This window comes from Streptomyces pilosus, from assembly GCF_014649835.1.
In the GTDB taxonomy this organism is placed as follows: domain Bacteria; phylum Actinomycetota; class Actinomycetes; order Streptomycetales; family Streptomycetaceae; genus Streptomyces; species Streptomyces pilosus.
Map to the genome: position 1 here is coordinate 71,188 of NZ_BMTU01000001.1, position 12,477 is coordinate 83,664.

12 protein-coding genes are annotated in these 12,477 nt (G+C 73.0%); 7 read left to right on the forward strand and 5 right to left on the reverse strand.

Translation table 11 applies throughout. From position 1 onward, the window contains the following. Positions 1-20 precede the first annotated feature (20 nt). The 3 genes from cobJ to cobC are packed head-to-tail and all read left to right on the forward strand — an operon-like array spanning position 21 to position 3,736. Positions 21-1,703 (forward strand): precorrin-3B C(17)-methyltransferase, encoded by a 1,683-nt coding sequence (gene cobJ, locus IE118_RS00345; protein ID WP_189555154.1) that lies wholly within the window; start codon positions 21-23, stop codon positions 1,701-1,703. Between the two features lie 58 nt (positions 1,704-1,761). Further along, positions 1,762-2,679: a sirohydrochlorin chelatase gene (locus tag IE118_RS00350; protein ID WP_189555155.1), complete on the forward strand. Its 918-nt coding sequence runs from the start codon at positions 1,762-1,764 to the stop codon at positions 2,677-2,679. Beyond that, positions 2,669-3,736: an Rv2231c family histidinol phosphate aminotransferase CobC gene (gene cobC / locus IE118_RS00355; protein WP_189555156.1), complete on the forward strand. Its 1,068-nt coding sequence runs from the start codon at positions 2,669-2,671 to the stop codon at positions 3,734-3,736. The genes IE118_RS00350 and cobC overlap by 11 nt, the downstream gene beginning before the upstream one ends. 76 nt (positions 3,737-3,812) lie before the next feature. Here cobC and IE118_RS00360 read toward each other — a convergent pair whose 3' ends face one another. From IE118_RS00360 to IE118_RS00380, 5 genes are all read right to left on the reverse strand, one after another. Next, positions 3,813-4,727 carry an SCO1860 family LAETG-anchored protein gene (locus IE118_RS00360; protein ID WP_189555157.1) on the reverse strand — a complete coding sequence of 305 codons (915 nt, stop codon included), beginning with the start codon at positions 4,725-4,727 and terminating at the stop codon, positions 3,813-3,815. A 176-nt stretch (positions 4,728-4,903) separates the two neighbouring features. Further along, positions 4,904-5,995 carry an amidohydrolase family protein gene (locus tag IE118_RS00365; protein ID WP_189555158.1) on the reverse strand — a complete coding sequence of 364 codons (1,092 nt, stop codon included), beginning with the start codon at positions 5,993-5,995 and terminating at the stop codon, positions 4,904-4,906. A 21-nt stretch (positions 5,996-6,016) separates the two neighbouring features. Beyond that, positions 6,017-6,814 carry an amino acid ABC transporter ATP-binding protein gene (locus IE118_RS00370; protein ID WP_189555159.1) on the reverse strand — a complete coding sequence of 266 codons (798 nt, stop codon included), beginning with the start codon at positions 6,812-6,814 and terminating at the stop codon, positions 6,017-6,019. Next, positions 6,811-7,647 carry an amino acid ABC transporter permease gene (locus IE118_RS00375; protein ID WP_189555160.1) on the reverse strand — a complete coding sequence of 279 codons (837 nt, stop codon included), beginning with the start codon at positions 7,645-7,647 and terminating at the stop codon, positions 6,811-6,813. Before IE118_RS00375 ends, IE118_RS00370 begins: the two co-directional genes overlap by 4 nt. 4 nt (positions 7,648-7,651) lie before the next feature. Beyond that, entirely contained in the window at positions 7,652-8,503 is an 852-nt protein-coding gene (locus tag IE118_RS00380; RefSeq protein WP_189555161.1) for an ABC transporter substrate-binding protein, read from the reverse strand. 187 nt (positions 8,504-8,690) lie between these two features. Here IE118_RS00380 and IE118_RS00385 point away from each other — a divergent pair, with 187 nt between their 5' ends. The 4 genes from IE118_RS00385 (at position 8,691) to IE118_RS00400 (ending at position 12,474) form a co-directional block, all read left to right on the forward strand. After that, positions 8,691-9,791, forward strand: coding sequence for a pyridoxal-phosphate-dependent aminotransferase family protein (locus tag IE118_RS00385; protein WP_189555162.1), 1,101 nt, complete (start codon positions 8,691-8,693; stop codon positions 9,789-9,791). A gap of 396 nt (positions 9,792-10,187) precedes the next feature. Then, positions 10,188-10,694, forward strand: coding sequence for a diaminobutyrate acetyltransferase (ectA, locus tag IE118_RS00390; protein ID WP_189555163.1), 507 nt, complete (start codon positions 10,188-10,190; stop codon positions 10,692-10,694). A 74-nt stretch (positions 10,695-10,768) separates the two neighbouring features. After that, positions 10,769-12,040 carry a diaminobutyrate--2-oxoglutarate transaminase gene (gene ectB, locus IE118_RS00395; RefSeq protein WP_189555164.1) on the forward strand — a complete coding sequence of 424 codons (1,272 nt, stop codon included), beginning with the start codon at positions 10,769-10,771 and terminating at the stop codon, positions 12,038-12,040. A gap of 35 nt (positions 12,041-12,075) precedes the next feature. Further along, on the forward strand, positions 12,076-12,474 hold the full coding sequence (locus IE118_RS00400) for an ectoine synthase (protein WP_149551080.1): 399 nt from the start codon (positions 12,076-12,078) through the stop codon (positions 12,472-12,474). Positions 12,475-12,477: the final 3 nt, after the last annotated feature.

Consider the following 12,477-nt stretch of genomic DNA (forward strand, 5'->3'; position numbering starts at 1 on the left):
CGTACCGAAGGAGTCGACACGTGATCGGCCTCATCTCCGCCACGGCGGCCGGATCGGCGGCCCGGGACCGGCTCGCCGCCGCGTGGCCGGACCGTACGCGCGTGTACGAGGGTCCGGTGGCCGACGCCGTGCGGGCCGCGTTCGCCGAGTGCGGGCAGCTCGTGTGCTTCCTCGCCACCGGGGCCGTGGTGCGTCTGGTGGCGCCGCTGCTGGACGGCAAGACGTCCGACCCGGGCGTGGTCTGTGTCGACGAGGCGGGGCGTTTCGCGGTCTCGCTGGTCGGCGGGCACGGCGGCGGGGCGAACGAGCTGGCCCGCGCGGTCGGCGAGGTGCTGGGCGCGGAGCCGGTGGTGACGACGGCGACCGACGCCGTCCGCCTGCCGGGTCTGGACACCCTCGGACTGCCGGTGGAGGGGAACGTCGCCGCCGTGTCGCGCGCCCTGCTGGACGGTGAGGCGGTGGCGTTGCGCGCCGAGGTGGCCTGGCCGCTGCCGCCGCTGCCGGTCGCCGGGGAGGGGGCGTACACGATCCGTGTCACGGACCGGCTGGTCGAGCCGGACGAGCGGGAGGTCGTGCTGCGGCCGCCGACCCTCGTCGTCGGCGTGGGCGCCTCGAGGAACGCCCCCGCCGAGGAGGTACTGGGCCTGATCGGGGGTGCGTTGCGCGACGCGGGACTGTCGGGCGCGTCGCTCGCCGCCCTCGCCACCGTGGACGCCAAGGCGGAGGAGCCCGGCATCGTCGCGGCCGCCCGGCGGCTCGGGGTGCCCCTGATGACGTACCCGGCCGAGGAGTTGGCGCGGGTCGAGGTGCCCAACCCCTCCGACGCGCCCCTGAGCGCGGTCGGCACCCCGTCGGTCGCGGAGGCGGCCGCGCTGGCCGGTGGGGGTGAACTGCTGGTGCCCAAGCGGAAGTCGGCGGCGCGTCCCGCGATGGCGACCTGTGCCGTCGTACGGCGTCCGGGGCGCGGGAGGCTCGCGGTGGTCGGCCTCGGGCCGGGCGCCCGGGACCTGCTCACCCCGCGGGCCAGGGACGAACTCGGGCGCGCCTCCGTGCTGGTGGGCCTCGACCAGTACGTCGACCAGATCCGCGATCTGCTGCGGCCCGGCACGCGGGTGCTGGAGTCCGGGCTCGGCGCCGAGGAGGAGCGGGCCCGCACCGCCGTCGCGGAGGCCCGGCGCGGGCAGGCGGTCGCCCTGATCGGCAGCGGCGACGCGGGGGTGTACGCCATGGCCTCCCCCGCTCTGGCCGAGGCGTCGGACGACATCGACGTGGTCGGCGTGCCGGGGGTGACGGCGGCGCTGGCCGCCGGGGCGATCCTGGGGGCGCCGCTGGGGCACGACCACGTGTCGATCAGCCTGTCGGACCTGCACACCCCGTGGGAGGTCATCGAGCGGCGGGTGCGCGCGGCGGCCGAGGCGGACATCGTGGTGACGTTCTACAACCCGCGCAGCCGGGGCCGTGACTGGCAGCTGCCGAAGGCGCTGTCGATCCTCGCCGAGCACCGGGAGCCGGCCACACCGGTCGGAGTCGTGCGCAACGCCTCCCGCGCGGACGAGTCGAGCCGGCTGACCACGCTGGCCGCGCTGGACCCGGCGACGGTCGACATGATGACGGTGGTGACCGTCGGCAACACGGCGACCCGTGAGATCGCGGGGCGCATGGTCACCCCGCGCGGTTACCGGTGGCAGGAGGAGCCGCGGTGAGCCGCGTCCCTCCGCACACACCCATCCCCACCCCCGAGTTCGAGTCCGAGGAGAACCTGTGACCACCCCGCCCGCCCTGCTCATCGCCGGACACGGCACCCGGGACGACGCCGGAGCGGACGCGTTCCGCGACTTCGTGCGGGAGCTGGGCCGCCGTCACCCCGAACTGCCCGTCGCGGGCGGCTTCATCGAGCTGTCCCCGCCGCCGCTGGGCGAGGCCGTCGCCGAGCTGGTGGAGCGGGGGGTGCGACGGTTCGCGGCCGTCCCGCTGATGCTGGTGTCCGCCGGGCACGCCAAGGGGGACATCCCGGCGGCGCTGACCCGCGAGAAGGAGCGCCACCCGGGCATCTCGTACACCTACGGCCGTCCGCTGGGCCCGCACCCCGCACTGCTGAAGGTGCTGGAGCGGCGGCTGGCGGAGGCCATGGACCCCTCCTGGGACCCGTCCGAGGTGACGGTGCTGCTCGTGGGGCGCGGCTCGACGGACCCGGACGCCAACGCCGAGGTGTTCAAGGCGGCCCGGCTGTTGTGGGAGGGGCGCGGCTACGCGGGCGTGGAGACGGCGTTCGTGTCGCTGGCGGCACCGGACGTGCCGGGCGGGCTGGACCGGTGCGCGCGCCTGGGCGCCCGCCGGGTCGTGGTCCTGCCGTACTTCCTGTTCACCGGGATCCTGCCGGACCGGGTGCGGCGGCAGACGGCCGAGTGGGCCGCGGCCCGTCCGGGGAGCGGGGTCGAGGTACGGTCGGCGGACGTGATCGGGCCGGAGCCGGAGCTGCTGGACCTGGTGATGGAGCGGTACCAGGAGGCCGTGCAGGGTGATCTCAGGATGAACTGCGACTCGTGCGTGTACCGGATCGCGCTGCCCGGTTTCGAGGACAAGGTGGGTCAGCCGCAGCAGCCGCACTTCCACCCGGACGACGACGGTCACCACCACCACGGGCACGGACACGGGCACAGCCACTCGCATGCGCACTGATCCGGTGGCCGGCGGGCACGACCTCGGCCACCACGGGGACGCCGAGGTCCGCGACGCCGGGTCCGCGCTGGTCGACCTCGCGGTGAACGTCCGTACGGACACGCCTCCGGCGTGGCTGCGGGAGCACATCGCCGCGTCGCTGTCCGGGCTCGCCGCCTACCCGGACGGCCGGGCCGCGCGGGCCGCGGTGGCGGCGCGGCACGGGCTGCCGGTGGAGCGGGTCCTGCTGACGGCCGGAGCGGCGGAGGCGTTCGTGCTGCTGGCGCGGGCCCTGAAGGTGAGCCGGCCGGTGGTGGTGCATCCGCAGTTCACGGAGCCGGAGGCGGCGCTGCGCAACGCCGGGCACACGGTGGACCGGGTGCTGCTGCGGGAGGAGGACGGCTTCCGGCTGGACCCGGCGGCGGTGCCCGAGGAGGCCGACCTGGTCGTGATCGGCAATCCGACCAACCCGACGTCGGTGCTCCATCCGGCCGCCGTCGTGGCCGGGCTCGCCCGTCCCGGGCGGACCCTGGTGGTGGACGAGGCGTTCATGGACGCGGTGCCGGGCGAGCGGGAGGCGCTGGCCGGGCGGACGGACGTGCCGGGACTGGTGGTGCTGCGCAGCCTCACCAAGACGTGGGGGCTGGCGGGGCTGCGGATCGGCTACGTCCTGGCGGGCGAGGACACCGTCGCGGAACTGCAGCGGGCCCAGCCGCTGTGGCCGGTGTCCGCACCGGCGCTGGCGGCGGCGGAGGCGTGCGTGGGTGCGGCGGCCCTCGCCGAGGCGGCGGAGGCGGCGGAGCGTGTCGCGGCGGACCGGGCGCATCTGGTCACGGGACTGCGTGGCCTCGCCGGCCGCGGGGTGCGGGTCGTGGAGCCGCCGGAGGGGCCCTTCGTGCTGGTGCGGCTGCCGGACGCGGGGGTGGTACGGGAGCGGCTGCGCGCCGCGGGGTACGCGGTGCGGCGGGGGGACACCTTCCCGGGGCTGGGCGCGGAGTGGCTGCGGGTCGCCGTCCGCGACCGGGGGACGACGGACGGCTTGCTGGACGCCCTGGGCCAGGCGCTGCGCACCGTCTGACGTCGCCCGCGCCGCCCCGCCCCGGATGTGGGGCTCCGCCCCGGACCCCGGTCCCCGGACGCCGGAGGGGCCGAAGTCAGCCCCTCCGGCCCCGGCGGGACACCGCCACCGCCGTGGCGCCCGCGGCGAGCAGGGCCGCCGCGCCGACCGCGACGTACGGGGTGACCGCGTCGCCTCCCGTCTCGGCGAGGCCGGCCTCCGCGGAGGGAGCGGCCCGCTCCGCGCGCGCCCCCTGCGGCCGGACGCCGTCGGCCGCGGGAGCGGCGGGAGCCTCCGGCGTCTCGCACGCGGCCTCGGCCAGGGTGAGCGTGCCCTCGACCTCGGCCACGTTCAGCTTCAGCGGGTCGACGGACACCGCGAGCCGCAGGGCGGTGGCGGCGGCCGTCGTCGACGTGGTCTCGGTCTTCGACAGGTCCAGCCGGACCTCGCCGACGCCGGGTACCGCGACCCGGGTGGGGCCGCCCGCGGTCAGCGCCACACGCTTGCCGAGGACCGTCACCGCGGCGGGCAGGGTCACCGAGGCGTGCGGGCTGCGCCCGGCCTCGCAGACCGCCCTGGAGCTCACCGCCTCGAGTTCGACGACCGACAGCAGCGGCAGACCCGGGACGTGCAGCCGGGCCTCGGCGAGGGTGCTGGAGGCCTCGGCCCGCCCCCCGTCCACCGTCGCCTTCGCGTCGGCCGCCTCCGCCCGCAGCACGCTGAAGGGCTTGCCGCCGTCGACGCCGTCGAGGCGTGCGGTGAGGGCCGCCCTCCGCGCGCTCCCCGGCGCCCGGACCTCGTTGAGGGAGACGGCGAGCGGGGCGTGCACGGTCTTGTTCAGCAGGGCCACGTCGAGCCCGGTGCGCAGCACGGCGGCGCTCGCACTCCCGCTCCCCCCGGTGGCGTGCGCGGGGCCCGCGCCGGTCAGCGCGGCGGGCCCGGCGGCGAGGGCGGTGGCCGCGGCGACGGCCGCCCAACGGCGTGCGTGTGTACGGACGTTGATGGAGTACAAGGTGGTGGGACCCCCATGGGACACGACTGGGACCCGGAAAGGATGTCCGCGCGAACAGCCGACCGTCAGCGATCCGCCGGCTCTTCACTCCTTCGGGGAGACCCGGTGGTTCCGTTCGAATCCCGGGGCACGGCTGTTCCCCGCCGTCACCCTCCTGCGCACCACGGGGCGCGCCCCTAGGCGACCACGCGCCCGTTGAGCACCACCCGGCGCGGATCGGTCAGCGCGGTCACGTCCGCGCGCGGGTCGGCGCCGTAGACCACGAGGTCGGCCGGGGCACCCTCGTCCAGGCCGGGGCGGCCGAGCCACTTCCTGGCCGCCCAGGTGCCGGCGGCCAGCGCTGCGAGGGGCGGGATGCCGGCCCTGGTGAGCTCCGCGACCTCCTCGGCGGCCAGACCGTGCGGGAGCGACCCGCCGGCGTCCGTGCCGACGAAGACGGGGACGCCGGCGTCGTAGGCGGAGCGGACCGTGTCGTAGCGCCGTGCGTGGAGCCGGCGCATGTGGGCGGACCAGCGGGGGAACTTGGACTCGCCGCCGTCGGCGAGCGCGGGGAAGGTGGCGATGTTGACGAGGGTGGGGACGATCGCCACGCCCCGCTCGGCGAACAGCGGGATGGTCTCGTCGGTGAGGCCGGTGGCGTGCTCGACGCAGTCGATGCCGGCCTCGACCAGGTCCCGCAGGGAGTCCTCGGCGAAGCAGTGCGCGGTGACCCGGGCGCCCAGCCGGTGCGCCTCGGCGATGGCCGCCTCGACGGCGCCGCGCGGCCAGCAGGCCGACAGGTCGCCGAGGTCGCGGTCGATCCAGTCGCCGACCAGTTTCACCCAGCCGTCGCCCCGCCGGGCCTCCCGGGCGACGTACGCGGTGAGGTCCTCGGGCTCGACCTCCCAGGCGTAGTTCCGGATGTAGCGGCGGGTGCGGGCGATGTGCCGGCCGGCCCGGACGATCTTCGGGAGGTCGTCGCGGTCGTCGGTCCAGCGGGTGTCGGAGGGCGAGCCGGCGTCGCGCAGCAGCAGGGCGCCGGCGTCGCGGTCGGTGAGCGCCTGCTTCTCGGCGACCTCCGCGGGCACCGCGCCGTGCCGGTCCAGGCCCACGTGGCAGTGGGCGTCGACCAGCCCGGGCAGCACCCAGCCGTCGACGGTACGGACGTCGCGGGCGCCGGCGGGGCGGTCGTAGGAGATCCGCCCGCCGACGACCCACAGCTCGTCGCGGACCTCGTCCGGGCCGACGAGGATCCGCCCCTTCACGTGCAGCACCGCGCGCTCAGTCATACCCGGCACCCTAGCCAGGCCCTAGGACGACCCGCCCACCTGGTCCGAGGTCTCCTCCTCGACGTCCGCCATGGCGGGGTCGAGGAGGCGGGAGAGGAAGTGGCGGGTGCGTTCGTGGCGGGGGCTGCCGATGACCTGTCCGGGCGTGCCGTCCTCGACGATCACGCCGCCGTCCATGAAGACCACCCGGTCGGCGACCTCGCGGGCGAAGGTCATCTCGTGGGTGACGACCATCATCGTCATGCCCTCGTCCGCCAGCATCCGCATCACGGCGAGCACGTCGCCGACCAGCTCCGGGTCGAGGGCCGAGGTCGGCTCGTCGAACAGCATCACCTCGGGTCCCATCGCCAGGGCCCGGGCGATGGCGACCCGCTGCTGCTGGCCGCCGGAGAGGGAGGACGGGTAGGCGTCCGCCTTCTCCGCGAGGCCCACCCGCCGCAGGTTCTCCGCGGCGGTCCTCGCGGCCTCGGCCTTGCCCCGCCGCAGCACCCGGCGCTGCGGCAGCGTCAGGTTCTCGGTCACGGTGAGGTGCGGGAACAGGTTGAACTGCTGGAAGACCATGCCGATGCGGCGGCGTACGGCGTCGATGTCGACGTCGGGGTCGGTGAGTTCCGTGCCGCCGACGAAGACCTGACCGCCGGTGGGCTCCTCCAGCAGGTTGACGCACCGCAGCAGGGTGGACTTGCCGGACCCGGACGGGCCGATGACGCAGACCACCTCGCCCTGGCCGACCTCCAGGTCGATGCCGCGCAGCACCTGGTTGTCGCCGAAGGACTTGTGCAGGCCGCTGACGCGGATCTCGGGCGTGCTCGCGGTCATTTCACGGCCTCCTGGGCCTTGGCCTCCATACGGCGCACGACGAAGCCGAGCGGGATCGTGATCAGCAGGTAGCACAGGCCGGCCACCAGGATGGGGGTGGAGTTGGCCGTCTGGCTGGCCAGGTCGCGGCCGTACTTGGACAGCTCGCGCTCCTCCAGGGTCACGCCGAGGAACAGCACCAGCGAGGAGTCCTTGAAGAGCAGGACGAGTTCGTTGGTGAGCGGCGGGAGGATGATCCGGAACGCCTGCGGGATGATGATGGAGATCATGGCCCGGGCGGGCGAGAAGCCCAGCGAGCGGGCCGCCTCCATCTGTCCCTTGGGCACGGCCTGGATGCCGGCCCGGATCGTCTCCGCCATGTACGCGGCAGCCACCAGGCCGAGCGCGAGGGCGACCTTGCCGTAGGTGCCGCCGATGATCTCCGTGCCGGGGAAGGCGAGCGGTACGGCGACACCGATGAAGATGAAGATCAGCAGGGCGGGCAGGCCGCGGAAGATCTCGATGTAGATGCCGGCCAGCCAGCGGTAGGGCCCGACGGACGACAGCCGCATCAGGGCGATCACCATGCCGAGCGCGAGCCCGACGGCGAAGCCGGTCACCGTGAACAGCACGGTGTTCTTCAGCGCCAGCGTGATGACGTCCGGGAACATCCGCTCGGCGATGTCGACCTGCGCGAACTGGTTCTGCAGCCTCCCCCAGTCGGCCGAGACCGCGAAGGCGATCACGGCCGCGACGAAGACGGCGTACTGGATGCCGCGTGACAGGGTGCGCTTCTGCCGCCGGGTCAGGCCCTTCTTCTTCGGCTGGAGCGGCACCTTCTCCGTGTCGGTCACGGGATCAGGAGGCGGCCGGCGAGGCGGCGGACTCGTCGTAGGGGCCGATCCACTGCTCGTACAGCTTCTTGTACGTGCCGTCGGCCCTGGCGTCGGCGAACGCCTTGTTGATCGCCTCGCGCAGCGCGGTGTTGCCCTTCTTCACCGTGACGCCGTACTCCTCGCCGGTGTCGATCTGCTCGGCGACCTCGAAGGCGTCGGCGTTGGCCTTGTCCTTCAGCCAGCCCTGGACGACGGGGTAGTCGATGACGACGGCCTTGACCTGGCCGGTGCGCAGGCCGTTGAGGACGGCGTCGGAGGACTCGAAGGAGACCGGGTCGAGGCCCTCCTTCTTGACGTGGTCCTCGCCCGTGGTCTGCGCCTGGGCGCCGAGCGCGACCTTCCGGGACTCGACGTCCGCCAGGGAGGTGACACCGCTGCCCTTGGTGACGAGGACGGCCTGGGTGGCGTTGAAGTACGGGTCGGAGAAGTCGACGTTCTTCTTCCGCTCCTCGGTGATGGTCATGCCGGCCGCGGCCAGGTCGCACTCGCCGGAGTTGAGGAAGGCGCCGGTCTTGAAGTTCTCGAAGGGCGTGTCGACGATCTCCTGCCGCACGCCGAGGTCCTCGGCGACCAGGTCGATGAGCGCGACGTCGAAGCCCTGCACCTTGCCGTCGATCTCCGACTGGAAGGGCGGGTAGGGAAGGTGGGTGCAGGTGGTGAGCTGACCCGCCTTGACGAGTTCGACGCCGCCGGCGGCGGTCTTGGAGCCGCTTCCTCCGTCGTCGCTGGAGGTGCAGGCGGTCAGCAGCACCAGCCCGGCCGTCGCGGTGGTGGCGGCCAGCATGCGGGTCCGGCGGCCGGGGAGCGTCTTCACGGGGAGCCTCCTGTCAGGGAACTGAACGTTCCGATTATAAGGATGTATTTGAGGTCCTCAAACCAAACCGATGGCTGGAGGGCCCGCCTGCCTGGGAACCCTGCGGTCGGGCTCCCCCACGGGCGAAGGTTTACCCTCGACCTCGTCGTACGTACCCGCGCAGCCGCGAAGCAAAGAGAGCCCCGACGTGACCCACCTCCTCCTCGACCTGCCCCCGATGAGCGCCGCGCACTTCGCCTCGATCGAGGACCGGGTGGCGCGGCTGCTGAGCACGACGCAGGACGTCGTCCTCATGCAGGGTGAGGCGCTGCTGCCGCTGGAGGGCGCGATCCGCGCGACCGCCGGCCCCGGCACCACCGCGCTGAACGTCGTCACCGGCCCCTACGGGCAGACCTTCGGCGACTGGCTGCGGGACTGCGGCGCCACGGTGATCGACCTGACGGTGCCGTTCCACACGGCGGTGACGGCCGAGCAGGTCCGGAGCGCCTTCGCGGAGCACCCGGAGATCGACTTCGTCTCCCTGGTGCACGCGGAGGCGGCCACCGGGAACACCAACCCGGTCGCGGAGGTCGGCGAGGTGGTGCGGGCGCACGGGGCGCTGTTCTACCTGGACGCGGTGGCGTCCGTCGGGGCGGAGCCGGTGCTGCCGGACGCGTGGGGTGTGGACCTGTGCGTGATCGGGGCGCAGAAGGCGATGGGCGGCCCGGCCGGGGTGTCGGCGGTGTCGGTGAGCGAGCGGGCGTGGGCGCGGATGGCGGCGAACCCGCGGGCGCCGCGCCGCTCGTACCTGTCGCTGCTGGACTGGAAGGAACGCTGGATCGACGGCGGCCGCAAGGCCCTGCTGCACGCGCCGGCGCAGTTGGAGATGCTGGCGCTGGAGGCGTGCGTGGAGCGCATCGATGCGGCCGGCCTCGACGCGGTGATGGGCCGGCACGCGTCGGCCGCGGCGGCGACGCGGGCGGGCGCGGTGGCACTGGGCGGCGGTCTGGAGCCGTACGTGCGCGACGCGGCGGAGGCCGCCCCGGTCGCCACGACACTGCGGGCGCCGTCCGGCACGGTGGCGTCCGACCTCGTGGCCCGCGCCCTGTCCGCCGACCCGGACCTCCCGCTGGCCGCCGGCGGCGGGGCACTGGCGGGCGAGATGATCCGGGTCAACCACTACGGGCCGCAGGCGCGGCCGGGCGCCGTGCGGGCGAGCCTCGCCGCGCTGGGGGCTGCCCTCGGTGAGACGGGCCTGGACGTGGACACGGACGGTGCCCTGCGGGCCGCAGACGCCGCCTGGCGCTGATCGGGCGCGGGGCCCGGTGGCCTCGCCCGGAAACAACGGGCGGGTCACCGGGGGATGAATTCCAGGTATTCCCGAAATCATTCGCGCGCCTTCCCCCGACGCATTCCATCGCTTATTTTTCTGTTATCCGGCGAGCGGCTTCCCGTCTTCTTCTGCCCCGATCCTCCGGACCTAAACACCACGATTCCGCGAGCATTCCGGGGCCCCTCACGGGAGTTACGCACTTGTGACCGGTTCCACAAGCGATCCCTTTTGTCGCGTATGCACCGGGACAAAGTGGGTATTTCGCCGTAGTTTCGCGCGGCCCCGCCCGTACGCGCGATAACACAGATCGAGCCGCCACGTAACCCCGGCAGACGATGCAATTTTGAATTTACCTGGGTAAGTTCAATTCGCATGACTGCCGCACAAGCAGACCTGCAAATCGACCGCCCCACCGTGGCGGACGGAGCCGAGCTGTGGCGGATAGCCAGGGACTCGAAGGTCCTCGACCTGAACTCGTCGTACAGCTATCTGCTGTGGTGCCGTGACTTCGCCGCCACGTCGGCCGTCGCTCGTGACGAGCGCGGCGAGCCGATCGGCTTCGTCAGCGGATACCTGCGTCCGGAGAGCCCGCGCACCCTGCTCGTCTGGCAGGTCGCGGTCGACGCCTCGCACCGCGGCCGCGGCCTGGCCGCCGCCCTGCTGGACGGCCTGGCCGCCCGGACCGCGGCCGAGCACGGGGTGGACACCGTGGAGACCACCATCACGCCGGGCAACACCGCGTCCGAGCGCCTGTTCACCGCGTTCGCGGAGCGTCACGGCGCCCTGCTGGAGCGCGAGGTGCTGTTCGACGCCGGCCAGTTCCCCGACGGACCGCACGACCCCGAGGTCCTGTACCGCATCGGGCCGTTCGCCCTCTGACCGGCCCGCCCGCCCGACCCCCCCCGATCTTCCGACTCCCTCTGACTTCCCACGCCACCGAGGAGCGATTCGTCGTGACCATCACCCAGCCCGACCTCAGCGTCTTCGAGACCCTCGAGTCCGAGGTACGAAGCTACTGCCGCGGCTGGCCCACCGTCTTCGACCGTGCGCACGGCAGCCGCATGTACGACGAGGACGGCCACGAGTACCTCGACTTCTTCGCCGGAGCCGGCTCACTCAACTACGGGCACAACAACCCCGTCCTGAAACGGGCGCTGATCCACTACCTGGAGCGGGACGGCGTCACGCACGGCCTCGACATGTCGACCACCGCCAAGCGGGCCTTCCTGGAGTCCTTCCAGAACTACATCCTCCGCCCGCGTGACCTGCCGTACAAGGTCATGTTCCCGGGCCCGACGGGCACCAACGCCGTGGAGTCCGCGCTGAAGCTGGCGCGGAAGGTGAAGGGGCGCGAGGCGATCGTGTCCTTCACCAACGCCTTCCACGGCATGTCGCTGGGCTCGCTCGCCGTGACCGGCAACGCCTTCAAGCGGGCCGGCGCCGGCATCCCGCTGGTGCACGGCACGCCGATGCCGTTCGACAACTACTTCGACGGCAAGGTCGAGGACTTCCTGTGGTTCGAGCGGCTCCTGGAGGACCAGGGCTCCGGACTCAACAAGCCCGCCGCCGTGATCGTCGAGACGGTGCAGGGCGAGGGCGGCATCAACGTCGCCCGGCCCGAGTGGCTGCGCGCCCTGGCCGAGCTGTGCGAACGCCAGGACATGCTGCTCATCGTCGACGACATCCAGATGGGCTGCGGCCGTACCGGTGCCTTCTTCTCCTTCGAGGAGGCCGGCATCACGCCCGACATCGTCACCGTGTCCAAGTCGATCAGCGGCTACGGGCTCCCGATGGCGCTCACCCTGTTCAAGCCCGAGCTGGACGTCTGGGAGCCGGGCGAGCACAACGGCACCTTCCGCGGCAACAACCCCGCCTTCGTCACGGCGACCGCGGCCCTGGAGGCGTACTGGGCCGACGGCTCCGCGATGGAGAAGCAGACCCGTTCGCGCGGCGAGCAGGTCGAGCGGGCGCTGATCGCCATCACCGAGGAGAACCTCGCCGACGTCAAGGAGTACCGCGGCCGCGGCCTGGTGTGGGGCCTGGAGTTCCACGACAAGGAGCGCGCCTCCCGGATCGCCGCGCGCGCCTTCGAGCTCGGGCTGCTGATCGAGACGTCCGGCCCGGAGAGCGAGGTCGTCAAGCTGCTCCCGTCCCTGACCATCACCGCGGACGAGCTGGACGAGGGCCTCACCGTCCTCGCCCGCGCCGTCCGCGAAACCGCCTGAAAGACACATCCGAGCCGAGGAGGCATCGCAACACCGTGATCGTCCGTTCGTTCAAGGACCTCGAAGGCACCGACCGGCACGTGAAGTCGGCGTCCGGCACGTGGGAGAGCAAGCGCATCGTCCTCGCCAAGGAGAAGGTCGGCTTCTCCCTGCACGAGACGATCCTGTACGCGGGCACGGAGACGTCGATGTGGTACGCGAACCACATCGAGGCGGTCGTCTGCACCAAGGGCGACGCCGAGCTGACCGACCGCGAGACCGGGGAGACGTACCGCATCACCCCCGGCACCATGTACCTCCTCAACGGCCACGAGCGCCACACGCTCAAGGTCAAGGAGGACTTCCACTGCATCTGTGTCTTCAACCCGCCCGTCACGGGACGGGAGGACCACGACGAGAACGGCGTGTACCCGCTGCTCACCGAGGAGGTGTGAGTC